Genomic DNA, 25,978 nt, shown 5'->3' with positions numbered 1-25,978 from the left:
GCCGATGGCTGTCGCGTACCGGTTCCTGTGCGTCCTGATCCTGATGTTCGCCACCCTGACGGCGAACATCGCGGCGCCGGCATGGGCCTGCGGTTGCGGTGCCTACATTCCGGACCGCGCCGGCGCCGCCGTCGTCGACGAGCGGGCCCTGATCGCCTGGGATGGCAGCACCGAGGACATCCTGATGTCGTTCGGGGTGCGCGGCGCCTCGGATCGGGCCGCGTGGGTGATGCCCGTGCCGACGGCCGCGCGTGTCACGTTGGGCGATGCGGGAGTGTTCACCGAGCTGGCGCGTATCACCGCGCCGCGGACCGAATACCGGGACAGCTGGTGGCCCACCTTCGACTGGCTCACCGGGGGTTCACGGGGCGCGCTCGAGAGCGCGGGTGCGCGTCCCGGCAGCGTCAGCGTGCTGGGCAATCAGCGGATCGGCCCGTTCGACGTCACGCGCCTGGCCGGCGACGACCCCGCGGCCCTGGCCGGGTGGCTGACAGCCAAGGGCTTCCCTCACCCCGACGGCCTCGATGCCAACCTGGCCCCGTACGTCGCGGACCGCTGGGAGATCGTCGCGGTCCAGCTCGCCCCCGATGCCGCCGGCGCGACATTGTCGGGGAACTTGCAGCCCCTGCGGCTGTCGTTCGCCTCGGACACCGCCGTCTACCCGATGCGGCTGTCCCGGTCGGCGACGGCGCCGCAGCGGGTCGATCTGTACGTGCTGGCCGACCACCGGATGGATCCCCGCGCGGTGCCCGTGCCCGGCAACGCGCCGACGCTGCAGTACGCCGGACGCGTCGACACACCGGCGCTCGCCGAGTATCGGGGTCGCTATCTGACCAGGTGGACCGACTACCTCGATGAGCCGAAGCGCATCGACGGCGACTACACGTTCACGCGTGCGACGACCGATGCCGACTACGCACAGGTCATCTACCGGACCCGCAACCACGGCGACGTCACGGGCATGGCGCTGATCGCCGCCGCACTCGGCGCCGCGGCGCTGGTCGCGGTGCTCTGGTGGCGCCGCCGGCGTCAGGCCAGATAGGCCACAGCGTCGCGGAGCTTCTCCCCCGCGGCCCGCACGGCCGCGACGTCCGGCCCGGCCCGCAGCACCTCACGCGACACCGCCGGGAGCAGGGTTCCCGGCTGAGCGCCGCCGAGACCGGCCAGCGCGTCCGGGCGACCGCCCTGCGCGCCGACGCCGGGCATCAGCACCGGTCCGCCGAGCTGCGACAGATCGGGGACCTCGGACAGCGTGGCGCCGACGACGACACCGACCGAGCCGTCGCCCGCGGCATTCACCGCGGCGACGTCGTCGACGATCGTCTGCGCCACGGTGCGCTCGCCCGCCACCGCGCGCTGCACCGACGCACCCTCCGGATTGGACGTGGCGGCCAGCACGAACACCCCGCGGCCGTGGGCGGCCGCGACATCGAGCAGCGGCTGCAGCGAGCCGAAGCCGAGGTACGGCGACGCCGTCACCGCGTCGGCAGCCAGCGGCGAATCGCCTGCCCACGCCTGCGCGTAGGCGGCCATGGTCGAGCCGATGTCACCGCGCTTGGCGTCGGCCAGTACCAGGACACCGGCCTCCCGCAGCCGGGCGATGGTCCGTTCCAGCACGACGAAGCCCGCCGAACCGTAGGCCTCGAAGAACGCGACCTGCGGCTTGACGATCGCGAAGCCCGCGAACGCCTCGACGCAGATGTCACTGAACGCCGCGACACCGTCGGCCGACACCGGCAGACCCCAGGCGCTCAGGAGCTCGGGGTGCGGGTCGATGCCCAGGCACAGCGGACCCCGCTGTGCCATGGCGGCCCGCAACCGCGAGCCGAAGCTCACTTCGCGCCCAACTGGCTGTGCAGCTCCTGCAGCGACCGCACGCCGATGTCCCCGCGGATACCGGCCTCGATGCCCTGCACCGCGGCCGACGCGCCCTGCACCGTCGTCACACACGGGATGCTGGCCGACACCGCGGCCGAGCGAATCTCGTAGCCGTCGATGCGCGGACCCGAGTTGCCGTACGGCGTGTTGATCACCATGTCGACCTCGCCGGCCTTGATGGCGTCGACCGCCGACATCGCCGGACGGTCCGGGCTGGGCTCTTCGAAGTTCTTGCGCACAACCTCGCACGGAATGCCGTTGCGGCGCAGCATCTCCGCGGTGCCCTCGGTGGCCAGCACCCGGAAGCCGAGGTCGGCCAGACGCTTGACCGGGAACACCAGCGAGCGCTTGTCGCGGTTGGCCACCGACACGAACACCGTGCCGCCCGAAGGCAGCGAGCCGTAGGCTGCGGTCTGGCTCTTGGCGAACGCGGTACCGAAATCGCTGTCGATACCCATGACCTCGCCGGTCGACTTCATCTCCGGCCCGAGCAGCGAATCCACCTGCGAGCCATCGGCTTTGCGGAACCGGTGGAACGGCAGGACGGCTTCCTTCACCGCGATCGGCGCGTTGGGCGCGACGCTGGCGCCGTCGCCCTCGGCGGCCAGGATGCCCTCGGCCCGCAGCTCGGCGATGGTGGCGCCCAGCATGACCCGGGCGCAGGCCTTGGCCAGCGGCACCGCGGTGGCCTTCGACACGAAGGGCACCGTGCGGCTGGCGCGCGGGTTGGCCTCCAGGACGTAGAGCACGTCGTCCTTGAGCGCGTACTGCACGTTCAGCAGACCGACCACGCCGATGCCGTGGGCGATGGCCTCGGTGGCCTTGCGCACGGCCGCGATGTCGGTGCGGCCCAACGTGACCGGCGGCAGCGCACAGGCCGAGTCGCCGGAGTGGATGCCGGCTTCCTCGATGTGCTCCATCACGCCGCCGATGTAGACCTCGGTGCCGTCGCACAGCGCGTCGACGTCGATCTCGATGGCGTCTTCCAGGAACCGGTCGACCAGCACGGGGTGCTCGGGCGAGAGTTCGGTGGCCCGCTCGATGTAGCCCTGCAGGGTCTGCTCGTCGTAGACGATCTCCATGCCGCGGCCGCCCAGCACGTACGACGGGCGCACCAGCACCGGGTAGCCGATGTCGGAGGCGATCCGGCGGGCCTGCTCGAAACTCGTTGCGGTGCCGAAGCGCGGAGCCGGCAACCCGGCCGCGCGCAGCACCTCACCGAACTCGCCGCGGTCCTCGGCCAGGTCGATGGCCTTGGGGCTGGTGCCGACGACGGGCACCCCGGCCTTCTCCAGCCGGTCGGCCAGGCCCAGCGGGGTCTGGCCACCGAGCTGCACGATCACGCCGACCACACCCGGGCCACCGGCGCCGGAGGCCTGCTCGGCGTGGTAGACCTCGAGCACATCCTCGAAGGTGAGCGGCTCGAAGTACAGCCGGTCCGCGGTGTCGTAGTCGGTCGAGACCGTCTCCGGGTTGCAGTTCACCATGACGGTCTCGAAACCGGCCTGGCTCAACGTGGTTGCCGCGTGCACGCAGCTGTAGTCGAACTCGATGCCCTGCCCGATGCGGTTGGGGCCCGAGCCCAGGATCAGCACCTTGGGCTTCTCGGTCTGCGGCGCCACCTCCGTCTCGGCCGCCGGGTCCAGCTCGTAGCTGCTGTAGTGGTACGGCGTCTTGGCGTCGAACTCGGCCGCGCAGGTGTCGACGGTCTTGTACACCGGCCGGATGCCGAGCCGCTCACGCAGCGCGCGCACACCGGCCTCGCCCGCCAATTCCGGTCGCAGCGCGGCGATCTGGCGGTCGGACAGGCCGCTGTGCTTGGCGCGGCGCAGCAGACGCTCGTTGAGCACGGGCGCGTCGACGAGTTCGCCGCGCAGCGCCACCAGGGTGGCGATCTGGTCGACGAACCACGGGTCCACACCCGAGGCCTCGGCGACGACCTCGACCGAACCACCAAGGCGCAGCGCCTGTTCGATGTCGTACAGCCGGCCGTCGGTCGCGGTGCGCAGTCCGGTGAGCAGTTCGTCGAGCGTCTTGTCGGGATCGGTTCCGGTCCAGAACCCGGCGCGCTTGGTCTCCAGCGACCGCATCACCTTGCCGAGCGCCTCGATGAAGTTGCGGCCCAAGGACATCGCCTCGCCCACCGACTTCATGGTGGTGGTCAGCGTCTGGTCGGCGCCGGGGAACTTCTCGAAGGCGAACCGCGGTGCCTTGACGACGACGTAGTCCAGGGTCGGCTCGAAACAGGCCGGGGTTTCCTTGGTGATGTCGTTGACGATCTCATCCAGCGTGTAGCCGATGGCCAGCTTCGCGGCGATCTTGGCGATCGGGAAACCCGTTGCCTTGGAAGCCAATGCGCTCGAGCGCGATACACGCGGGTTCATCTCGATGACGATGAGGCGGCCGTCGGCCGGGTTGATGGCGAACTGGATGTTGCAGCCACCGGTGTCGACGCCGACCTCGCGCAGGATCGCGATGCCGAGGTCACGCATGATCTGGTACTCGCGGTCGGTCAGGGTCATGGCCGGCGCGACGGTCACCGAGTCACCGGTGTGCACGCCCATCGGATCGAAGTTCTCGATCGAGCAGACGATCACGACGTTGTCGTGGTGATCGCGCATCAGCTCGAGCTCGTATTCCTTCCAGCCGTAGATCGATTCCTCGATCAGCACATTGGCGGAAGGCGATGCGGCCAGGCCGTCGCCGGCCATCCGCTCGACGTCCTCGTTGGTGTAGGCCATCCCCGAACCCAGGCCGCCCATGGTGAAGGACGGCCGGACCACGACCGGCAGGCCGAGGTCGGCGACGGTCTCGCGGACCTCGTCCATGGTGAAACAGACGCGGCTGCGGGCGGATTCGCCACCGACCTTGGCGACGATGTCCTTGAACTTCTGCCGGTCCTCGCCGCGCTGGATGGCATCGAAGTCCGCGCCGATCATCTCGACGCCGTACTTCTCGAGGACGCCGTTCTCGTGCAACGCGACCGCGGTGTTGAGCGCGGTCTGCCCGCCGAGGGTGGCGAGCACCGCGTCGATCTTGTTTCCACGCTCAGCCTGCTGCGCAAAAATCTTCTCGACGAATGCCGGGGTGATGGGCTCGACGTAGGTGTTGTCGGCGTACTCCGGGTCGGTCATGATCGTCGCCGGGTTGGAGTTGATCAGGCTGACCTGCAGTCCTTCGGCGCGCAGCACGCGACAGGCCTGGGTGCCCGAGTAGTCGAACTCGCAGGCCTGGCCGATGACGATCGGGCCGGACCCGATCACCAGGACGTGGTTGAGGTCTGAGCGGCGTGGCATTACTTCTCCCCTGCCATGAGATCGGCGAACTTGTCGAACAGGTACTCGGCATCGTGCGGACCGGCCGCTGCCTCCGGGTGGTACTGCACCGAGAAGGCGCGCCCGTCGAGCAGCGAAACACCTTCCACCACACCGTCGTTGGCGCAGGTGTGACTGACCACGGCGCGGCCGAACGGGGTGTCGAACTCTTCCCCGGCCTCGCCTTCCAGCGCGAAGCCGTGGTTCTGCGCGGTGATCGCGATGCGTCCGGTGGCCTGCTCCACCACCGGGATGTTGATACCGCGGTGGCCGAAGGTCATCTTGTAGGTCGAGCGACCGAGCGCACGGCCCAGAATCTGGTTGCCGAAGCAGATGCCGAACAACGGGATTCCGGCCGAGAGCACCTGCTGGGTGAACTCGACCATGTGGTCGGCGGTGGCCGGGTCACCCGGGCCGTTGGACAGGAACACCCCGTCGACCTTGAGGGCGGCGACCTCGTCGAACGTCACCGACGACGGCAGCACGTGGCTGCGGATGCCGCGGGCCGCGAAGTTGCGCGGGGTGTTGGTCTTGATCCCGAGGTCGATGGCCGCGATCGAGAAGCGCTCCGCACCAACGGGTTCGACGACGTAGCGGTCGCCAGTACTGACCTCGCCGGCCAGGTCGGCACCCAGCATCGACGGCTGGTTGCGGACGCGGTCCACCAGGGTGTCGATGTCGGCCAGGGCCGGGCCGGAGAAGACACCGGCCTTCATCGACCCGAAGTTGCGCAGGTGCCGCACGATGGCGCGGGTGTCGACGCCCGCCACACCGACGATGCCCTGGCGCACCAGTTCGTCGTCGAGGGTGCCGGTGGCGCGCCAGTTGGACGCCCGCGGCGACGGGTCGCGGACGACGTAGCCGGCGACCCAGATCTTGTCGTCGCGGCTCTCGTTGTCCTCGCCGTTCCAGCCGGTGTTGCCGATCTGCGGCGCGGTGGCCACCACGATCTGCCGGTGGTAGCTCGGGTCGGTCAGCGTCTCCTGGTAGCCGGACATGCCGGTGGAGAACACCGCCTCACCCAACGTCTGGCCCACGGCGCCGAACGGTGTCCCGGTGAACACCCGGCCGTCCTCCAGCACCAGTACGGCGGTCTGGTCACTCGTCACTTACTGTCCTCCTCAACCCATTTGGCCAGTTCGCGACGGTCGTCGCTGCGGAATCCGGTATCGATTTCGGTACCCGACGGCAGCCGCCACCGGATGGCGAGAATCCCGTCGTACGTGAGCACCTTGCCGGCGATGGCCCGCTCGGTGCGGATCGCTGTGATGGATTCGTCGGGAATCCAGATCGGGCTGCCGCCCGTGAGCTGCAGCATGATGCCCTCGGGGTAGCGCGTCAGCACAGCCTTGCTGCGAAACCCGAGTGAGCCCACCGCAATTCGGTCCTGCCAGCTCGGCGCGAAGGTGCTGCCGATGTACATGCCCTTGGTGGCCGGCACGATCGCCGGTCCCACGGTGTCGGGCAGCGCGGGCAGCAGGCCAACGGCGCCGGCCTGCCGCTGCACCCGGTGCACCCAGCCCTTGAGCATCTGCCGGATCGCGAAGCCCAGCAGCACCACCACGACGGCGGCCAGCACCAGGTAGGTGATCAGAGTCCCTGTATTCACGCCGGACTGACCCCATCCCGCGCGGTCACCTTGCCGCGCAGCATCGTCAGCGTGACGGTGGCGGGCAGCGTCATCGACTCGTACGGCGTGTTGTCCGAGCGGCTGGCCAGGCCGGTGCCCTGCACCGTCCAGGTCGCGTCGGGGTCCACCACGGTCAGGTTGGCGGGTTCGCCGACCGCCAGCGGGCGACCCTGGTCGGGCAGGCCGACGATGGCGGCCGGGGCCTCGCTCATCACGCGGGCGACGTCGCGCCAGCTGAGCAGTCCGGGCGCCACCATGGTCTCGACCACCACCGACAGCGCGGTCTGCAGGCCGAGCATGCCGGGACGGGCGTGGGCGAACTCGCACATCTTCTCGTGCTCCGCATGCGGCGCGTGATCGGTTGCGACGCAGTCGATCACGCCATCGACCAGCGCCTGCCGCAGCGCCTCGGCGTCACTGGCCTCGCGCAGCGGCGGGTTGACGCGGTTACGGCCGTCGTAGTCCGCGAGCCGGCTGTCGTCGAGCAGCAGGTGGTGCGGGGTGACCTCGGCGGTGATCGAAATACCCTGCGCCTTGGCCCATTTGATCAGCTCGACGGTGCCCGCGGTGGAGGCGTGGCAGATGTGCACCCGGGCACCGGCATCGCGGGCCAGGATCGCGTCGCGGGCCACGATGGACTCCTCGGCCGAGCGCGGCCAGCCGGCCAGTCCCAGCCGGGCGGCGTTCGGGCCCTCGTGGGCGACGGCGCCCACGGTCAGGCGCGGCTCCTCGGCGTGCTGCGCGATCAGAACCCCAAGTCCCGCAGCGTATTCCAATGCCCGGCGCATCACCAGCGGGTCATCGACGCAGATGCCGTCGTCGGAGAACATCCGGACCTGCCCGGCACCGGCGGCCATGAGGCCCATCTCGGTGAGCTGCTTGCCCTCGAGCCCGACGGTGACGGCGCCGACCGGGTGCACGTCGACCAGGCCGACCTGCTGTCCCCGGTGCCAGACGTGGTCGGTGACCACGACGGTGTCGGCGACCGGATCGGTGTTGGCCATGGCGAACACCGCGGTGTAACCGCCGAGTGCGGCTGCCGCCGAACCGGTTTCGATGTCCTCGGCGTACTCGCGGCCGGGCTCGCGCAGGTGGGTGTGCAGGTCGACGAAGCCGGGCAGCATGATCTGGCCGGCGGCGTCGATGACCTCGTCAGCGGTCAGGCCGGTACCGATCTCGGCAATCTGGCCGTCCGCGATCAACACGTCGACCGGATCACCCTCGCCGTACAGCCGGACCCCGCGAATCAAAACCGTCATGAGATCACCCCCACCCCTTCAGGCCCAGCACCCACGAGAAGCTGGAACAGCACTGCCATGCGAACATGCACCCCATTCGAAACCTGTTGCAGTACAGCTGATTGCGAAGAGTCGGCGACCGAAGAGGCGATCTCCATGCCGCGCAGCATCGGACCGGGGTGCAGCACCACCGTGTCCTCGCTCAACCCGGCCAGGCGCTTCTCGGACAGCCCGTAGCGCACCGAGTACTCGCGCGCCGACGGGAAGAACGCGCCGTTCATCCGCTCGGCCTGCACCCGCAGCATCAGGACCGCGTCGGCGGCCGGCAGTTCGGCGTCCAGGTCGTGCGAAACGGTCACCGGCCAGTCCGTGACCCCGACCGGCAGCAGCGTCGGCGGCGCCACCAGCACCACCTCGGCGCCCAGCGTCGACAGCAGCGAGACGTTGGAGCGCGCCACCCGGCTGTGCAGGATGTCGCCGACGATCACCACGCGCCGGCCCTCGAGACCGCCGAGGCGCTGGCGGATGGTCAGCGCGTCGAGCAGCGCCTGCGTCGGGTGTTCATGCGTGCCGTCGCCCGCGTTGATCACCGACGGCCCGCCGTGCTCTTCACGGGTCCACGCCGCAAGCTGTTGTGCCGCACCGGAAGCCGGGTGCCGGATGATCAGCGCATCGGCGCCCGCGGCGCGCAGGGTCAGCGCGGTGTCGCGCAGCGACTCCCCCTTGGCGACCGACGAGCCGGAGGCGCTGACGTTGATGACGTCGGCGCTCATCCACTTGCCGGCCACCTCGAACGACACCCGGGTACGGGTGGAGTTCTCGTAGAACATCGTGATGACGGTGCGGCCGCGCAACGTCGGGAGTTTCTTGACGTCGCGGCCCAGCAGCGCTTCGCGGAACTTGTCGGCGTCATCGAGGATGGCCGTCGCCGCATCGCGGCTCAGGTCCGAGGCGGACAGCAGATGCTTCACCTGGTGGGTCCTCCGTAGGGGGCAATGGAGACGTGGTCGTCTCCGCCGTCGGTCTCCGACAGCCGCACCTTGACGTTCTCACTGCGCGACGTCGGGACGTTCTTGCCGACGTAGTCGGCGCGGATGGGCAGCTCGCGGTGGCCGCGGTCGACGAGGACCGCCAGCTGCACCATGCGGGGGCGGCCGATGTCGCGCAGCGCGTCCAGAGCCGAGCGCACCGAGCGGCCGGAGTACAGCACGTCGTCGACGAGGATCACCGTCGCGTCGTCGATGCCGCCCTCCGGAATCGAGGTCGAGGCCAGTGCCCGCGGCGGTTTGAAGTTCAGGTCGTCGCGGTAGAGCGTGATGTCGAGCGCACCGGCCGGCAGCTCGACACCGGAGAATTCCTTGACCTTCTCGGCGATGCGGGCGGCCAGGGTGACGCCGCGCGTCGGGATGCCGAGCAACACCACGCGCGGGGCGTCGGGCGCGTCGAGCGCGGTCTTTTCGATGATCTGGTGCGCGATGCGCGAGATGGTCCGGCCGACGTCGGCAGCGGACAGCAATTCCCGGTCGGTGGAGTCACCCACGAGACACCGGACCTCCTTCTCCGCCTCTCTGGACGGATCGTTAAAGGACGTCTAACTAGCCGCGTAGCTTAGCAGGCCGCCACGGCGTCACCGTCACGCATGTCATCCTGCGCATCGTCGAGCTCGGTGCCCCGAGTTTCCGGCAACACCAGCGTGCAGACGATGCTGACCAGCACGAAGACGGCGATCAGCAGCCCAACGGCCCAGCTCCCGAGGGCGGCGACGAGCGGCCCGGCGACCAGCGGCGGCAGCGCGCCGCCGACGATCCCGGCGAGATTGAAGGCCATGCCCGCGCCGGTGTAGCGGTATCGGGTGGCGAACGTCTCAGGCAGGAACGCCCCGATGGGCCCGTAGGCGAGCCCGAAGATGCAGAAGATGCCGGCGATCGCCACCGCGAAGGCCACCGGCGACCCGGAGTCGATGAGCGGCATCACGAGGAATGCCCACGGCAGTGCCAGCCCGAAGCCGACCAGGATGACGCGGCGCCGCCCGTACCGGTCGCACAGCACCGCCGAGATCGCCGAGAACACCATGAGCGACACCCCGGCCAGGACCCCGACCGACAGGATCAGCGTCCGCGGATGGTGGATGCGGGTGCTGGCGTAACTCATCAGGTAGGTGCCGCCGAGGAAGCTCATGGTGAAGATGCCGACCATGCAGCCGGCACCGAGCAGCACCTGCTTGCTCTGCCGGCGCACCAGCTCCCCGAACGGGGCGCGGGGCACGGTGCCCCGCTTCTGCTCGGCGACGAACACCGGCGTCTCGTCGATGGTCAGCCGCACGTACAGCGCCACGGCCAGCAGCACGGCGCTGAACAGGAACGGCAGCCGCCAGCCCCAGTCCAGGAACACCGGGCTCTTCTCCCCGATCGTCACGTTGGCGATCAGCACCACCAGATTGCTGACGGCCAACCCGGCGCCGGCGCCCAGCTGCGTGAACATGCCGTACATGCCGCGCTTTCCGACCGGGGCGTACTCCGCGCTCAGCAGTGCCGAACCGGCCCACTCCCCGCCGACGGCGAAGCCCTGGAACACCCGCAGCGTCAGCAGGATGATGGGCGCCGCCAGACCGATCGACGCCGAGCTGGGCACCAGGCCGACGCCGACGGTCGACAATCCCATGATCAGCAACGTCGCGACCAGAGTCTTCTTGCGGCCCAGCCGATCTCCGAAATGGCCGAAGACCGCCGCGCCGATCGGGCGGGCCAGGAACGCGACCGCGAACGTGGCCAGCGACGAGATGGTCGCCATGGCGGGCGGCAGGTTCGGGAAGAACACCTGCGGGAAGATCAGCGCCGCGGCCGTCCCGTAGATGTAGAAGTCGTAGAACTCGATCGCGGTGCCGATGAAACTGGCGAACGCCACCTTGTTCATCGGTGTGCTCGGGGTCGACACGTCTGCAGCCACGTCAGGCAGTATCGCCTACCTTCCCGATGGTTCGGACGGTACCGCGACCATCCCACCCCCACCGGTTAACGTGACGGGGTGAATCTCGACGCGAACACCGAATCGGTCAGCGCGGCGATCGACACCGGCCTGCTGGCCGGCGCGGTCACGCTGGTGTGGCAGGACGGCGCGGTGCGGCAGGTCAACACGCTCGGCCACCGCGACGTGGAAGCCAAGCTGCCGATGGAGCGCGACACCGTCTTCCGTATCGCGTCGATGTCCAAGCCGATCACGGTCGCGGCGGCCATGACGCTGGTCGACGAGGGCCGGCTCGCCCTGACCGATCCCATCGCGAACTGGATTCCCGAACTCGCCAACCCGCGCGTGATGACGAGCCTCGACGGACCCTTGGACCGGTCCGTGCCCGCCCGGCGGCCCATCACCGTCGAGGATCTGATGACCCACCGTGGCGGTCTGGCCTACGGATTCACCGTGCCGCCGCCACTCGGCCGGGCCTACAACAAGCTGCAGTCGCTGCAGGATCCCGACCGCTGGCTGGCCGAGCTGGGACAGCTGCCGCTGGCGCACCAGCCCGGCGACGCGCTGACCTACAGCCAGTCGACCGACGTGCTGGGCTTCCTGCTGTCGCGCGTCGAGGGCAAGCCGCTGCCAGATGTGTTGGCGGAGCGCATCTTCAAACCGCTGAACATGGTCGACACCGGTTTTGCGGTGACGCATTCGGGCCGGCGGCGCGCGGCGACCATGTACCAGCTGGCCGCCGACGGGGACGCCCTGCGCCTGCAGCCCGGGAAGATGGGGCCACCGCAGGTGATGCCGCCGACGTTCTGCGCCGGTGGCGGCGGACTCTGGTCGACCGTCGACGACTACCTGACGTTCGCGCGGATGCTGCTGGCCGGCGGCGAGGTCGACGGAGTAAGGGTGCTGTCGGAGGAATCCGTGCGGTCCATGCGGACCGACCGGTTGACCGCCGAGCAGAAGTCGCAGAACTTCCTGGGTGCGCCGTTCTGGATCGGCCGCGGCTTCGGGCTGAACCTGTCGCTGGTCACCGACGAGGCCAAGGCGACGCCGTTCTTCGGTCCCGGCGGCCCCGGCACGTTCAGTTGGCCGGGCGCCTTCGGCACGTGGTGGCAGGCCGACCCGAACGCGAACCTGATCCTGATCTACCTGATCCAGAATCAGCCGGAGCTCAGCGTGGATGCCGCGGCAGCTGTCGCCGGCAATGCCTCGCAGGCCAAACTCCGTTCGGCGCGACCGAAATTCGTGAAGCGGACGTACCAGGCGCTGGGGCTGTAACTAGCCGGCCCGCGCTGCGGTGAGCCGCTGCATGTCTGCCATGCCCTGTTCCTGGGCGTCGTGCATCCAGGCCGGCAGCGGGGCCCGCAGCTCGGGCACCACCTCGTTTTCGAGCAACCCCTGCAGCGTGGCCTGCTTGCTGCTGCGGCCCGCCTGGTTGTCGAGTTCGTGTGCGCCCGAGGGCGATTCGTAGTCGTAGAGCTCGTAGTCGATCTTGCGGCTGTGGTCGGCTTCCATGCCGCCGGGCTGCCAGTACGCGTAGCGGCCGAGCTTCGCGTCGGGCGTCCGCACGGCGACGATGTGGCTGGGCGCCGACGTCGGAATCTCGGTGGGCACCGCGCCGCCGCCGAACATCTTCTGCACCGCAGGCGATTTCATCAGCGTCGCCATTTCCTCGACCGACATGTCGTCGGTCGCGTGGGCTACCCACCGACGGCCCGCTGCACCCGGGTCGGCCGCGATGGCGGCGATGTCGCCGCGCGCCTGCAGGTAGGCGTAACGGCTGTCGGAGCGCCAGCCGTTGCCGCCGGCCGCGATGGTGAGCAGCAGCGGTGCGATGTCGACGCTGGAGGTGAGCTGCCGCCGGCGCTCGCCGGGTTTGGGGGTCAGGTGACCGGCCGGGTCGTGGATGTACAGCGGCACCCGGATCGACTCCTCATAGATGGCCGCGCCCTTGCCGCGCAGGCCGTGCGAGCCGGCGTACTCGCCGTGGTCGGAGGTGAACACCACGACGGTGTCGCGCTCGACGTCGGGGCGGGACGCGAGAGTGTTCAGGACGCGGCCGATCTGGACGTCCACCTGCTGATGCAGCCACAGGTAGTTGTCGAGGCACCGGGCCCACTGCGCTGCCATGTCGGGACCCGAGTACGGCACCGGGCCGGTCATCAGCGGCGACATGAAGTTCATGTAGTCGATCTGCAGCTGCGGCTTGCCCCGCCGCCGCAGGTCGTCGGCGTTCTCGAAGTTGACGGGTGTGCCGGAGAACACCCGCGGAACATCGTCCGGCAGTGGGTTTCTCGGCCACCAGCAGATGTCGTGCGGGTTCACCAGCGACACCGTGGTGCACCACGGGCCACTGCCCGCGTGGTCGGCGAACCAGCCGTCGAACTGGTCGGCGATGGTGTGGTCGACCTGGAGCCCCTGGTTCGGGCCACCGTTGGGCGACGGGTACGTGCCGCCGGAGAAACCGTGAGCGTCAAGGCCGTCGGGGGTGGTGTCGGAGATGTGGCCCAGGTGCCACTTCCCCCACCACCAGGTCCGGTAGCCCTGGTCGCGGAGCATGGTGCCCCACGTCGGGAAGCGCGGCGCCAGGGTGGATTCGGTGGGGCCTTCCCCGGTGTACAGGCAACCCGTTTGATGCGAGTAGAGCCCGGTGGTCAGGACGCCGCGCGACGGCGTGCACATGTTGGATGCCGAGTAGTGGGACTCGAAGGACACGCTGCGCTGTCGCAGCCGATCCAGGTTGGGTAGCAGTTCGCCGAGTTGTCTGGCAGCGGGAAACCATTGGGGCGCCCGCATCTGGTCGACGATGATCACCAGAATGTTGGGCCTGCTTGCCGAGTGCTCGCGGCCGCCCCGCGACAGTAGCTGGTAGCCACCGACCCCCGCCGCGGCCGCCCCCGCTACCGCCGCCGTGCCTTTGAGAACTGTGCGCCGGTCGATGTCTGCCATGGGGCCAGCCTAGGAGTGAATGCTGTCAGTGCGCATAGGCTTTCGCCATGGTGCAACCGACCGTGTTGATCAGCGGCGCCGGGGTCGCCGGACCCGCCTTGACGCATTGGCTGGCACGTAACGGCTACCGGGTGGTGATCGTCGAGGCGGCGCCGAGCATCCGCCCGGGCGGGCAGACGGTCGACCTGCGTGGCGCGGGCCGCGAGGTGGTCACGCGAATGGGCCTGCTGCCTGCGATGACCGAGCGGTGCCTGTTTCAGCGCGGCATCGCCTGGGTGCGCGCCGACGGCACCCGCCGTGCCGAGATGCCGGTCGAGGCGTTCGGCGGCAACGGGATTGTCTCCGCGCTCGAGATTCTGCGCGGTGACCTGACCGATGTGCTCTACCAGGCGACCCGCGACGTGGCCGAATACCGCTTCGGCACGCGGGTTTCCGTGCTCGAGGAAGACGAGTCGGGGGTGCGGGCCACGCTGACCGACGGCTCCGTGGTCGAGGTCGACCTGGTCGTCGGTGCCGACGGTCCGCATTCCGCGGTCCGGCAGTTGGCTTTCGGCCCGGAGGAGCGGTTCATCCGCCGACTCGGCGGATACAACGCCTGGTTCACCGCACCGGACATGATCGGCCTGGACGGCTGGTTCCTGATGTTCCAGGCCGCCGGCGGGCTCAACGCCTCGCTGCGGCCGTCGCACGATGAGTCGACCGCCAAGGCCGGGCTGGCCTTCCGTTCCGGGCCGATCGACTACGACCGCCGCGACATGGATGCGCAGCTGACGCTGCTGGCCGAGCGGTTCCGCGACGCCGGCTGGTACTGCGATGAATTGCTGAGTGCCGCAGCACAATCCGACGATTTCTATTTCGACGATTTTGTGCAGGTTCACATGGACACCTGGTCGGCCGGCCGCGTCACCCTGTGTGGGGATGCCGGGTACTGCGCGTCGCCGCTGTCCGGCATGGGCACCAGCCTGGCGCTGGTCGGGGCGTACGTGCTGGCCGGTGAGCTCGGGCCGGCCGCGGCATTCGACGCCACAGGGATCGCGGCGGCACTGCGCCGCTACGAGACCGTCATGCGGCCGTACGTCGACCGGTGTCAGGACCTGCCGGCCGGCCTCGACGGCTACGCGCCGCAGTCCGAACGTGACATCGCCATCGGGGCGGCGGTCATGAAGTGGGTGCAGCGGTGGCCGCTGCGGCCCTGGGCCGCGCGCAAATGGTTCTCTACCGCCGAGTCGATCGACCTGCCGGACTATCGGTCGTGAGTCGGGGCGTGCCCGGTCCATTTGATGTAGGCGCGACGGAACTCCCGCGGGTCGGTGAACCCGACCTCGGCGGCGATGGCGTGGATGGGCATCGCGGTCTCACGGACCAAGTATCGCGCGCGTTCACTGCGCACCTTGTCGCGCAACGCGATGAACTGCTGCCCATCGGCGCTGAGGCGCCGCCGCAGGGTGCGTTCGGTGATGTTGAGCCGCTTGGCGACCTGGGCCATGGTCAGTGGATCGCGCACGCTCTCGCGCAGCATCGTCTCGACGGTCTGCACCACGTCGGTCGGCTGGTCGCCCTGGGTCACCATGTCACGGCAGGCGGCGACGGCGACGGCGTGCGTCGTCGGATCGGCGCGCGGTAGCCGCTGCGACCACAGCGGATCCGGGAACGCCAGCCGGTTGGCGTCGGCATTGAACAGGACCGGGCAGCCGAAGAACTCGCGGTACCGCTGCGCGTACACCGGCGGCGGGTAATTGACCTGGACGTACTCCGGTGTCTGCTGCGGCAGCTCGAGCACGGTCCGGACGGTGACGAGCACGCTGCAGAACAGCTCTTCACACAGGAACGGCAGCAGCTCGGGTTCCGGGGAACGCTCGTAGGCGCGCAGGGCGAAGGTGTCGCCGATCAGCTCGGCGCCGACGTCCATCAAGCTACCCGCGCTCTGGTGCAGTTCCAGGCCCACTTGCATTGCCGCGCCGAGGTTTTCGGCCGATCGGATGGCCAGCCCGAGCACGCCGAAGGACACGAACATGTCGCGGGCCCCGACGTCGATGCCGAGGCCCCGGTCCGGCATGGCGCGTACCGCATGCCGCAGCACGAGCGCCGCCTGCCGGAACGACACCCGCGTTTCGGGCGAATTGAGCGTCGCGGCCGTCAGGCCGGCCGCGGCCAGCCACCGCTCCGTGGGCAGACCCGCGCGATCGGCGACGTCGACGACGTTGACGAGCACCGACGTCGGGATCAACGCCGCGCTGTGCCTGTCCACCCCACCTCCAACACGTGTCCGGATTTCCCCCCATTGTGGTCACCGATGCCCTCGTGCGCACCCATCGACATGCGGTTAGCTCCCGATCCATGGTGTGGTCAATGCCGGTCGATCTGTCGAAGCCGCCTTCCGTCGAGGGGTCGTGGGCACGTCCGGAGATCTACTGGCCGGCATTGACCGCCGCCACCGCGCACCTGGAGACGCCGCTCGCCGCCGTCGATCTCGCTGCGCTGCACCACAACGCGCACGACCTGCGCCGCCGCGCGGCAGGAACGCCGATCCGAGTGGCGTCCAAATCGGTCCGGTCACGGACGATCCTGGACGCCGTCACGGCCCTCGATGGCTACGCGGGGGTACTGGCGTTCACATTGCCCGAAGCCCTGTGGCTGGCCGCAGGCGACGCCGAGCACCCACCGCACGACGACGTCGTCGTCGGCTACCCGACGGCCGACCGCACCGCGATCGCCCGGCTGGCGTCGGCACCGGAGCTGGCGGCGCGCGTGACGCTCATGGTGGACTCCCTCGCCCAGCTCGACCTGGTGGACAGCGTCGCCGCGCCGTCGACGCGTCCGGCACTGCGCGTCTGCCTGGACCTCGACGCCTCGTGGCAGGCACCGGTACTCGGCCACCTCGGGGTGCGCCGCTCCCCCGTGCACACCGCGGCGCAGGCCCGCGCCCTGGCCGCTGCGATCACCGGCCGCCCCGGCTTCACGCTGGTGGGCCTGATGTCCTACGAGGCCCAGATCGCCGGGGTCGGTGACGATGTCCGCGGCCAGGCCGCGCGGTCCCAGCTCATCCGGTGGATGCAGCGCCGCTCCAAGGACGAACTGCTCGAGCGCCGCGGCCTCGCGGTGGCCGCAGTCCGGCAGGTGGCCGAGCTCGAATTCGTCAACGGCGGCGGGACCGGGTCCATCGAATTCACCGCCTCGGATCCGGCGGTCACCGAGATCGCAGCGGGCAGTGGGCTTTTCGGCCCGCACCTGTTCGACACCTACCAGGGCTTCACCCCGGCCCCGGCCGCGGCATTCGCGCTGTCCGTGGTGCGCAAGCCCACGCCGCAGATCGCGACAGTGCTGGGCGGCGGCTGGATCGCCTCCGGACCACCGGCCCGGGACCGCGTGCCGCTGCCGGTCTGGCCACCGGGGCTGAGTCTGCTGTCCGCCGAGATGGCCGGCGAAGTGCAGACGCCCGTGGCCGGAAAATCCGCTGCCGCACTGAACGTCGGTGACCGCGTGTGGTTCCGGCACTGCAAGGCCGGCGAGCTCAGCGAGCACGTCGACGCGTTCGCCATGGTCGATGCCGGCACGACCGTCGGCACGGCACTCACCTATCGAGGCGAAGGGAAGACGTTCCTGTGAGCTGGACCAACTGGGGACGCTGCGAGACCGCCAACCCGACGGAAGTCCTGCGGCCCAGCACGATCGAGGCGGTGTGTGACGCCGTCACCCGCGCGACGGCGACCGGCCGGCTGATCAAGGTCGTCGGGTCCGGGCACAGCTTCACCGGCATCGCCGTCGCTCCCGACATCCAGGTGGACCTGGGCGCCCTGGCCGGCGTGATCAGCGTCGACCGGGAGCGCAGGCAGGTCACCGTCGGCGGCGGCACTCCGCTGTGGCAGCTGACGCAGCTACTGGCGCGGCACGGGCTCGCGCTCGAGAACATGGGCGACATCGACCGCCAGACCATCTCCGGCGCCATCTCGACCGGCACGCATGGCACCGGCCTGGCCTTCGGCGGCCTGGCGACGCAGGTCGTCGGGCTGACCCTGGTGTCGGGCACCGGCGAACTGGTCCGCATCGACGAGGAGCAGAGCAGCGAGTTGCTGCCGGCGGCGCGCGTCGGCCTGGGCGCACTGGGCATCATCGTCGAGGTGACGCTGCAGTGCGTCCCGAGCTTCGCGATCCACGCCATCGAACGCGTCGAACCGATCGACGACGTCGTCGCGACATTCGATGAACGCTGCACGCACACAGACCATTTCGAGTTCTTCTGGTTTCCGCACACCGATACCGCGTTCACCAAGGCCAATATCCGGCTGCCCGCCTACACCCCGCTGGAGTCCACCAACCGGGTGTCGCAATGGGTCGAGGAGGAACTGATCGAGAACGGCGTGCTGGGAGCGATCTGCGCCGTCGGCAGCGCGCTGCCGTCCACCGTGCCCACACTGAACCGCACCGTCACCCGGTTCCTGTCCGACCGTGAGCACACCCAGCGCTCCGACCGCGTGTTCACCTCACCACGAAGGGTGCGGTTCCGCGAGATGGAGTACGCCGTCCCTTACGAGTCGGTGGGCGCCGCATTCGACGAGGTGCGCAGCCTGATCGCCCAACGGGGTTGGCGCATCGGCTTTCCCATCGAGGTCCGTGCCGCCGCCGACGACGAGAACTGGCTGTCCACCGCGTACGGCCGCCGCAGCGCGTACATCGCGGTGCACCGCTATGTGCGCGACGACCCGACCGAGTACTTCCGCGCGGTCGAGCAGATCATGCGCCGCTACGACGGGCGTCCGCACTGGGGCAAGATGCATGGCCGCACCGCGGCGGACCTGCGCGACACCTACCCGCGGTTCGACGACTTCCTCGCGGTGCGCGAAAAGCTCGACCCCAGAAGAACATTCACAAATGACTACCTGCACCGGGTACTCGGAGAATGAGGGCACGCATGACGACGATCCACGCCTTCGGCGATGACGCGCTCGGTGACCACGACGCCGTCGGCCTGGCCCGGTTGGTGCGGGACCGGCAGGTCAGCCCGGACGAACTGGCTGCCGCCGCGCACGCCCGGGCGCAGCTGGCCGACCCCGAGCTGCGGGCGGTGGCATGCGAGCTGCCGCCGCGGCACGGCACCGACCCGGGTGCCGAGTTCTTCGGTGTGCCAACCTTCATCAAGGACAACACCGACGTCGCCGGGCTGCCGACCACGCACGGTTCGGAGGCGTTCACGGCCCGGCCTGCGAAGCGGGACGGCGCATACGCGGCGCAGTTGCTCAGTACCGGGCTGACGCTGCTGGGCAAGACGCGGATGCCCGAATTCGGTTTCAACGCCACCACGGAGTACATGACGGAGCCGCCGGTCCGGAACCCCTGGAACACCGAATACTCCGTCGGCGCCTCGTCGGGCGGATCGGCCGCCCTGGTCGCCGCGGGCGTCGTGCCCATCGCCCACGCCAACGACGGCGGCGGCTCCATCCGCATTCCCGCCGCCTGCGCGGGCCTGGTCGGGCTCAAGCCGAGCCGGGGCCGGCACCGCGACGGCGAGCAGGCCCGGCATCTGCCGATCAACATGATCTCCGAGGGCGTCCTGACCCGCAGCGTCCGCGACACCGCCGCGTTCGTCGCCGCGTGCGAGAACCATTGGCGTAATCCGAAACTCGCACCAATCGGCCGGGTGAGCGGGCCGGCGCAACGGACCCTGCGCGTCGGTGTGCTGTTCGACAGCGTCACCGGCGAGCCGGTCGACGACGCCACCCGCGCGGCCGTCGAAGATACCGCGGCGGTGCTGGAGGCCGCCGGTCATATCGTCGAGCCGATCACGCTGCCGGTCACCGCCCAGTTCGCCGACGACTTCGTCCAGTACTGGGCGCTGCTGGCCGATCTCGCGGTCGGTACCGGCCGCTTGATCCTCGACCGGTCGTTCGATGCGGCCAAGGCCGACGGCCTGAGCCTGGGGCTGCGCGCGCACCACCGGCGCCACCTGCACCGCACCCCAGGCGCGCTGCTGCGCCTACGGCGCGTCGCCCACCAGTACGCGCAGATGTTCGCTCGGCACGAAGTCGTGCTGTCGCCGGTGCTTTCGCACACCACGCCGCGGCTCGGCTACATCGCACCGACCGTCGACTTCCCCGAGCTGATCGACCGCCTGCGCCGGTATGTCGCCTACACGCCGCTCAACAACATCGCGGGTACACCGGCGATCTCGTTGCCGTTGCACCAGTCTCCCGACGGCCTACCGGTCGGCGTGCAACTGTCCGGCGCCTACGGCGACGAGCGCACGCTGCTCGAACTGGCCTTCCTCCTGGAAGCCGAGCGGCCGTTCGCGCGGATTCAGGAACCCGCCAGCACGTGCCGCGCGGCGTCACCGAGCGCGTGGCGGGCGTAGGCCCGCACGTCGGCGTCGCCGTCTTCCAGCGCGATACCGAGCGCGGTCCGCGCGGCCTCCTCGGAGTCGGCCCACCGCGTCAGGCTCAGCACCGCGGCCTTGCGCACGTCCAGGTGCGGGTCGTGCAGCGCCTGCGACAAGGGTTCGACGGCAACCTCCGGTGCCGCGCCCGACAGTGCCCGCACCGCACCCTGACGAATCTGCCACGCTGGCTCCCGAAGGGCGCGTTGCACTTCCGGCACGTCCTGCTCGGCACAGCCGACGGCGGCCAGCGCGGCGAGCGCCGCCGCCCGCACCAGCGGGTCACGGTCGGCCACCAGCTGCCGCACGGTGTCGGCACCCGACCGGAGCGTGGCCAGGCCGTTCCCGGCGGCGATCCGCACCTCGCGGTTGTCGTCGGCGGCGGCCGCGGCCACCCCGTCGACGTCATCGACGGAGACCAGCGCACGCACGGCCTCGATCCGCACGCGGTGATCCGAATCTGTCACGGCGGCACGGTAATCCGGGGCCGCCCCGACCCGGCGCGAGCTCAGCACGTACAGCGTCACAGCCCGCACCACCGGGTCGGCGGAGGTCAGGTACGGCGCGACCGCCGCGGGGTCGGGCAGCACCTCGACGAGTTCGCGCAAGGCGTGGGCACTCTCCGCGCGCACCGCGCCGTCGGCGTCACCGAGCGCGGCGACCAGGTCCGGCTGGTAGCCGTCCGGCAGGTTCTCCACCAGCACGGCGACGGCAGCTCGCCGGACACCCGCGTCGGCGTCCTGCAGGTATTCGGTGAGGTCGGAGAGCACCGGCTCTTCCAGCGCCACCACGGCAGCGATGCGCGGGGACGGCGGCGTCGCCGGGTCGGCCGGGCGCAGCCGCGAGCCTGCGGTCGCCGGTGCCTTGCCGCCGACCAGATCCGGCTGGTGCACATGCTGCACTGCATGGTCCGACGGCAGGTGGTCCAGGTCGGGCACCGGCACGAAATACGGTGCCACCGGCCGTTTCAGGAACTCCATCTCACCGTCCTGGCCCTTGCGCAGGTTCAGGTGATAGCGCCACTGCTCGTCGTCGCGCTCGGGGATGTCGGCACGATCGTGGTACAGACCCCACCGTGATTCGGTCCGGGTGAGCGACGACCGGGCCGCCATCTCGGCGCAGTCCCGGATGAACGACACCTCGACCGTCCGCATCAGTTCATGCGGGGTGCGGGCACCCATCTGCTCGATCTCCTCGGCCATCCGCTCGAACGTGCGGACCGCGATCGACAGCTTGGTGGCCGTCTTGGGCGGGGCCACATAGTCGTTGACGAAGCGGCGCAGCTTGTATTCGACCTGCGGCTGTGGCGGCCCGTCCGGATGCCGCAGGGGACGGTAGATAAGTTCGTGCGCCTCGGCCAGCTGGTCCTGCGGAAGGTCCACGGGCGCTTCGACATCGGCGAGCGTGGACGCGGCGTGTTCGCCGGCGAGGTCCCCGTAGACGAACGCGCCGATCATGTAATTGTGCGGGACGCACGCCATGTCGCCGGCCGCGTACAGCCCGGGCACGGTGGTGCGGGCATGCTCGTCGACCCAGACGCCGGACGCCGAATGCCCACTGCACAAACCGATCTCCGAGATGTGCATCTCGATGTCGTGAGTGCGGTAATCGTGGCCGCGGTTCGCGTGGAAGGTGCCGCGCGTCGGTCGCTCGGTGGTGTGCAGGATGTTCTCCATCGCGGTGATGGTCTCGTCCGGCAGGTGGGTGACCTTGAGGTAGATCGGGCCGCGCGCCGATTCGATCTCGCTCTTGACCTCGGCCATCATCTGGCCCGACCAGTAGTCCGAGTCGACGAACCGCTCCCCCAGCGCGTTCACCTGGTATCCGCCGAAGGGATTCGCGACGTAGGCACAGGCCGGGCCGTTGTAATCCTTGATCAACGGGTTCACCTGGAAGCACTCGATACCGGAGAGCTCGGCCCCCGCGTGATACGCCATGGAGTAGCCGTCGCCGGCGTTGGTCGGGTTCTCGTAGGTGCCGTAGAGGTACCCGGACGCGGGCAGGCCGAGCCGGCCGCTGGCCCCCGTCGCCAGAATGACGGCCTTGGCTGCCACCGTGACGAATTCGCCTGTGCGCGTGTTGAACGCGGCCGCGCCCACCGCCCGCCCGTTCGCGGTCAGGACACGCACCGGCATCAGCCGGTTCTCGATGCGCAGCTTCTCCCGGATCGACTTCTGCCGCATCACGCGGTACAGCGCCTTCTTGACGTCCTTGCCCTCGGGCATCGGCAGCACGTACGAGCCGGAGCGGTGCACGCGACGCACCGCGTACTCGCCGTGCTCGTCCTTCTCGAACTTCACGCCGTAGCGCTCGAGACGCTGCACCATGGCGAAACCGCGCGTCGCGGTCTGATAGATGGTGCGCTGGTTGACGATTCCGTCGTTGGCCCGGGTGATCTCGGCGACGTAGTCCTCCGGGGTGGCCTTGCCCGGGACGACGGCGTTGTTGACGCCGTCCATACCCATGGCCAGAGCACCGGAATGGCGCACGTGCGCCTTCTCCAGCAGCAGGACCTGGGCGCCGTTCTCGGCGGCGGTCAGGGCCGCCATGGTGCCGGCGGTGCCGCCGCCGATCACCAGGACGTCACAGTCGAGGCGGACGGCATCGGCGAGGTCTGGAATCTCCAGCGTGCTCATTGGTGTAGTGCTCCAAGGATTTCGGCCCGCAGTTCGGTGCGGGAGATTTCGGCGTCGCGGGGGCTGGGGACGTCCAGCAGCGCACGTAGCGGCTGGCCGGCGCGGCCGAGGACCGCCACCCGGTCACCCAGGGCGAGGGCTTCGTCGACGTCATGCGTGACGAACACGATGGTGGTCGGATGGGCCTGCCAGGTGTCGATCAGCAACGCCTGCATGGCATGTCGGGTCTTGGCGTCCAGGGCGCCGAAGGGCTCGTCCATCAGAACGGCCCGCGGCGCACCGGCCAGACCACGCGCCAGCTGGACCCGCTGGCGCATACCGCCGGACAGGCTCTTCGGCAGAAAATCGGCGAACCCGGTGAGCCCGACCTCGTCGATCCAGCGTTCGGCACGTTCGCGGCGCCCGGCGCGCGGCACCCCGCGCAGCTGCAGCGCCAGCTCGATGTTGGATCGCACTGTGCGCCACGGCAACAACGCGCTGTCCTGGAACACCATGCCGCGGTCCCGCGACGTGGTGGTCACCAGCTCACCGTCCGCCAGCACCCGCCCGGCGTCGGGCTTCAGCAGCCCGGCCAGCGCCCGCAGCACCGTCGACTTGCCGCAGCCCGACGGGCCGGTCAGCACCAGGATCTCCCCCGGCTGGACCGTCAGGCTCAACCCGTCCACCACCGGCTCGCCGGTGTAGGACAGCCGAATCCGATCCAACTCCAGCCGGAGACCCGCAGTGAGTACCGCAGTCATCGCGCATTCTCCTCACCGCGCGGCAACCAGCGGGTCAGTCGCCGGCCGATCAGTTCCACCGCAGCCGCCGTGCCGAAGCCCAGCGCGCCGATCGTGATGATGCCGACGAAGACGCTCGGGTAGTCCAGCACCGTGTACGCCTGCCAGGTGCGGTACCCGACGCCGAGCCGGCCGGAGATCATCTCCGCGGACACCACACAGATCCAGGCCACGCCCATACCGACCGACAGACCGCCGAACAGCCCGGGCAGGACACCCGGAAACAGGACCTGCCGCAACACATCCCAGCGACTGCCGCCGAGCGTCCGCACCGAGTCCTCCCACAGTGTCGGCAGCGCCCGCACGGCGTGCCGGGTGCTGACCATGATCGGGAAGAACGCCGCCAGGAACGTGATGAACACGATGCCGGCCTCGTCGGTCGGGAACAGCAGGATGGCGACCGGCACCAGCGCGATGGCCGGGATCGGCCGCGCCAACTCGGTCAGCGGCCCCACGATGTCGGCGAACAACCGCGACCGGCCCAGCGCGATACCGACGGCGGCGCCGATCACCGCCGCCAGCCCGAAGCCGCTGACGATCCGGATCACCGACTGCGTCAGGTCCAGCCAGTACTGCGTGGCGCCGAGGCGGTCGACGAATTTCGCGGCGATCTGGGTCACCGTCGGCAGGTTGTCGAAACGCAGCCAGAACCGGACGTGATTGGCCGTCAGCAGCTGCCAGATGCCCACGGCCGCAACGACCGACAGCGCCTTGACGAGGTAACTGCGCCACTTTGCGGATCCGCGCTGCCGCGGCAGGTCAGCCTCGACCGGCAGCACCGGTGCCGCCGACACCGCGGCTATCGCCGTCATGCCACACCCACCAGAGCCTGCTGGTAGGTCACCACCGACGAACCGGGATGGGCCGCCTGGTAGCGGCGGGCGCCGGCGTCGGTGTCGAACGGCACGAAGTCCGCGCCCTGCTGCACCCACACGGATTTGTCCGCCAGCCAACGGGTTCCGAGCTCGGCGTCCGGCACGTACGCGGCGCGGACCTTGGCGCCCTTGGCCTCCGCGGCCCGGATCGCCTTCAGCAGGCACGTCGGGTTGGCCGCCGGCTGTGTGCTGTCCGAACCGTCGAGCCACAGCTCACCGGCCAGCGCGGGGTTGTCGACCGGGATGTTGCACACCGGGTCGGTTCCGTGCACGACCGACGGATTCGCGGTGCGGGCAACCTCGGCGTTGTAGTCGCGCCCGCGCTCCGACAGCGCCTTGCGCAGCGGTCCGTCCTCGACGAACTTGGTGACGTCGAGGTCGGCGAAGTCACCGATCGACTTCAGGTACGGCACATCACCTTTCAGCGCGTCCACGAGCGACGGCTTGAGCGTGGTGTCGAACCGCGTGCCGCCGGGGCCGTTGTACAGGTACACGACTTCCTGCGGCAGGCCGCTGCCCTGCGCGACGATCTTCGCCGCCTCCAGCGGCTTGGTGTTGAGGAAATCGGTGGCATCGAGCTGTGCCTGCAGGAACGCATCGAGCACCTCGGGATGCGCTGCGGCGTAGGCCCGTCGCACGACGACGCCGTGCCAGGTCGGGTAGTTCAGCTCGGCGCCGTCGTACAGCAGCCGGGCCTTGTTCTGGAAGACCAGCAACCCCGGCCAGGCGACGAACTGCGAAAGCGCCTTGACCTGACCGGATTCCAGCGCCGACGCGCCGATCTGCGGCTGCTGGTTGAGTACCTCGACGCCGGTCTTCGGGTCGATGCCGATCTTCGACAGCGCCCGGACCAAGGTGCCGTGACCGGCCGAGCCGACACTGGCGGAGACCTTCTGTCCCGCCAGCTCGTTCAGTGACTGAACCGGTGAATCCGGGGACACCACAACCATGTTGAGCGCCCCGGTCGGGCTGGACCCGGTGGCCGCCACCAGTTCGGTCTTGGCACGTTCGTTGCTCTGGGTCTTCGATCCGTTGATCAGCATCGGGTAGTCACCCATCGAGCCGATGTCGATCTTCTCGGCGACCATCTGCGCGGTGATCGGCGCACCGGTGTCGTAGTCCTGCCATTCGACGTGGTACTTCCTGCCGGTCTTGGCGCCGATGTCATCGAGCCGATGCTCCAGGTAGCCCTGGGCGCGCAGCAGCGTTCCGGCGGTGACGGTGTTGATGGTCTTGGACTGGTAGCCGACAACCACGTTGACGGTGTTGTCGTCCTTGCCGGCCGAATCGACCGAGCAGCCGGTGGCGGCGAGGACGACGGTGGCGGCCAGGGCGGTAAGGCGTTTCATGG

20 protein-coding genes are annotated in these 25,978 nt (G+C 69.5%); 6 read left to right on the top strand and 14 right to left on the bottom strand.

Annotated features, from left to right (window positions below):
- Positions 1-4 precede the first annotated feature (4 nt).
- Entirely contained in the window at positions 5-1,042 is a 1,038-nt protein-coding gene (locus ACZ5IQ_RS14335; RefSeq protein ID WP_244872562.1) for a DUF2330 domain-containing protein, read from the top strand.
- On the opposite strand, the gene pyrF is transcribed toward ACZ5IQ_RS14335, so the two are convergent.
- The 8 genes from pyrF to ACZ5IQ_RS14295 form a co-directional block, all read right to left on the bottom strand.
- Entirely contained in the window at positions 1,030-1,836 is an 807-nt protein-coding gene (pyrF, locus tag ACZ5IQ_RS14330) for an orotidine-5'-phosphate decarboxylase (protein WP_212811550.1), read from the bottom strand. The genes ACZ5IQ_RS14335 and pyrF overlap by 13 nt on opposite strands.
- Positions 1,833-5,174: a carbamoyl-phosphate synthase large subunit gene (gene carB / locus ACZ5IQ_RS14325; RefSeq protein WP_212811551.1), complete on the bottom strand. Its 3,342-nt coding sequence runs from the start codon at positions 5,172-5,174 to the stop codon at positions 1,833-1,835. Before carB ends, pyrF begins: the two co-directional genes overlap by 4 nt.
- The gene (gene carA, locus ACZ5IQ_RS14320) at positions 5,174-6,301 is read right to left on the bottom strand and encodes a glutamine-hydrolyzing carbamoyl-phosphate synthase small subunit (RefSeq protein WP_212811552.1); all 1,128 of its coding nucleotides are present in this window, start codon (positions 6,299-6,301) and stop codon (positions 5,174-5,176) included. The genes carB and carA overlap by 1 nt, the downstream gene beginning before the upstream one ends.
- The gene (locus ACZ5IQ_RS14315; protein WP_212811553.1) at positions 6,298-6,801 is read right to left on the bottom strand and encodes a PH-like domain-containing protein; all 504 of its coding nucleotides are present in this window, start codon (positions 6,799-6,801) and stop codon (positions 6,298-6,300) included. The genes carA and ACZ5IQ_RS14315 overlap by 4 nt, the downstream gene beginning before the upstream one ends.
- Positions 6,798-8,081, bottom strand: a complete 1,284-nt coding sequence (locus tag ACZ5IQ_RS14310; RefSeq protein WP_212811554.1) for a dihydroorotase — start codon at positions 8,079-8,081, stop codon at positions 6,798-6,800. The genes ACZ5IQ_RS14315 and ACZ5IQ_RS14310 overlap by 4 nt, the downstream gene beginning before the upstream one ends.
- Positions 8,078-9,031, bottom strand: a complete 954-nt coding sequence (locus tag ACZ5IQ_RS14305) for an aspartate carbamoyltransferase catalytic subunit (RefSeq protein WP_212811555.1) — start codon at positions 9,029-9,031, stop codon at positions 8,078-8,080. Before ACZ5IQ_RS14305 ends, ACZ5IQ_RS14310 begins: the two co-directional genes overlap by 4 nt.
- Positions 9,028-9,600 (bottom strand): bifunctional pyr operon transcriptional regulator/uracil phosphoribosyltransferase PyrR, encoded by a 573-nt coding sequence (pyrR, locus tag ACZ5IQ_RS14300; RefSeq protein WP_020101634.1) that lies wholly within the window; start codon positions 9,598-9,600, stop codon positions 9,028-9,030. Before pyrR ends, ACZ5IQ_RS14305 begins: the two co-directional genes overlap by 4 nt.
- A 68-nt stretch (positions 9,601-9,668) precedes the next feature.
- A complete protein-coding gene (locus ACZ5IQ_RS14295; protein WP_212814826.1) occupies positions 9,669-10,973 on the bottom strand; it encodes an MFS transporter in 1,305 nt (434 codons plus the stop codon).
- 111 nt (positions 10,974-11,084) lie between these two features.
- Here ACZ5IQ_RS14295 and ACZ5IQ_RS14290 point away from each other — a divergent pair, with 111 nt between their 5' ends.
- The gene (locus ACZ5IQ_RS14290) at positions 11,085-12,299 is read left to right on the top strand and encodes a serine hydrolase domain-containing protein (protein ID WP_212811556.1); all 1,215 of its coding nucleotides are present in this window, start codon (positions 11,085-11,087) and stop codon (positions 12,297-12,299) included.
- On the opposite strand, the gene ACZ5IQ_RS14285 is transcribed toward ACZ5IQ_RS14290, so the two are convergent.
- Positions 12,300-13,970, bottom strand: a complete 1,671-nt coding sequence (locus ACZ5IQ_RS14285) for a sulfatase-like hydrolase/transferase (RefSeq protein ID WP_212811557.1) — start codon at positions 13,968-13,970, stop codon at positions 12,300-12,302.
- A gap of 47 nt (positions 13,971-14,017) precedes the next feature.
- Between ACZ5IQ_RS14285 and ACZ5IQ_RS14280 the strand changes: the two genes are divergently transcribed.
- Positions 14,018-15,226 carry an FAD-dependent monooxygenase gene (locus ACZ5IQ_RS14280; protein ID WP_212811558.1) on the top strand — a complete coding sequence of 403 codons (1,209 nt, stop codon included), beginning with the start codon at positions 14,018-14,020 and terminating at the stop codon, positions 15,224-15,226.
- Here ACZ5IQ_RS14280 and ACZ5IQ_RS14275 read toward each other — a convergent pair.
- The gene (locus ACZ5IQ_RS14275; RefSeq protein WP_244872563.1) at positions 15,214-16,218 is read right to left on the bottom strand and encodes an AraC family transcriptional regulator; all 1,005 of its coding nucleotides are present in this window, start codon (positions 16,216-16,218) and stop codon (positions 15,214-15,216) included. The two genes, ACZ5IQ_RS14280 and ACZ5IQ_RS14275, sit on opposite strands and share 13 nt — an antisense overlap.
- Before the next feature lie 101 nt (positions 16,219-16,319).
- Here ACZ5IQ_RS14275 and ACZ5IQ_RS14270 point away from each other — a divergent pair, with 101 nt between their 5' ends.
- The 3 genes from ACZ5IQ_RS14270 to ACZ5IQ_RS14260 are packed head-to-tail and all read left to right on the top strand — an operon-like array spanning position 16,320 to position 20,316.
- Positions 16,320-17,576 (top strand): alanine racemase, encoded by a 1,257-nt coding sequence (locus ACZ5IQ_RS14270; protein ID WP_212811559.1) that lies wholly within the window; start codon positions 16,320-16,322, stop codon positions 17,574-17,576.
- Positions 17,573-18,871 carry a D-arabinono-1,4-lactone oxidase gene (locus ACZ5IQ_RS14265; protein WP_212811560.1) on the top strand — a complete coding sequence of 433 codons (1,299 nt, stop codon included), beginning with the start codon at positions 17,573-17,575 and terminating at the stop codon, positions 18,869-18,871. Before ACZ5IQ_RS14270 ends, ACZ5IQ_RS14265 begins: the two co-directional genes overlap by 4 nt.
- Before the next feature lie 8 nt (positions 18,872-18,879).
- Positions 18,880-20,316 carry an amidase gene (locus ACZ5IQ_RS14260; protein WP_212811561.1) on the top strand — a complete coding sequence of 479 codons (1,437 nt, stop codon included), beginning with the start codon at positions 18,880-18,882 and terminating at the stop codon, positions 20,314-20,316.
- Here ACZ5IQ_RS14260 and ACZ5IQ_RS14255 read toward each other — a convergent pair.
- From ACZ5IQ_RS14255 to ACZ5IQ_RS14240, 4 genes are read right to left on the bottom strand one after another with little or no spacing between them, the layout of a single operon-like run.
- Positions 20,262-22,973 carry a fumarate reductase/succinate dehydrogenase flavoprotein subunit gene (locus ACZ5IQ_RS14255; protein ID WP_212811562.1) on the bottom strand — a complete coding sequence of 904 codons (2,712 nt, stop codon included), beginning with the start codon at positions 22,971-22,973 and terminating at the stop codon, positions 20,262-20,264. The genes ACZ5IQ_RS14260 and ACZ5IQ_RS14255 overlap by 55 nt on opposite strands.
- A complete protein-coding gene (locus tag ACZ5IQ_RS14250; RefSeq protein WP_212811563.1) occupies positions 22,970-23,713 on the bottom strand; it encodes an ABC transporter ATP-binding protein in 744 nt (247 codons plus the stop codon). Before ACZ5IQ_RS14250 ends, ACZ5IQ_RS14255 begins: the two co-directional genes overlap by 4 nt.
- Positions 23,710-24,564, bottom strand: coding sequence for an ABC transporter permease (locus tag ACZ5IQ_RS14245; protein WP_212811564.1), 855 nt, complete (start codon positions 24,562-24,564; stop codon positions 23,710-23,712). The genes ACZ5IQ_RS14250 and ACZ5IQ_RS14245 overlap by 4 nt, the downstream gene beginning before the upstream one ends.
- Positions 24,561-25,976, bottom strand: coding sequence for an ABC transporter substrate-binding protein (locus ACZ5IQ_RS14240; RefSeq protein ID WP_212811565.1), 1,416 nt, complete (start codon positions 25,974-25,976; stop codon positions 24,561-24,563). Before ACZ5IQ_RS14240 ends, ACZ5IQ_RS14245 begins: the two co-directional genes overlap by 4 nt.
- Between the last annotated feature and the right edge of the window lie 2 nt (positions 25,977-25,978).

The sequence above is a fragment of the Mycobacterium toneyamaense genome, assembly GCF_055384815.1.
This window is presented reverse-complemented; position numbering and strand designations above follow the sequence as displayed.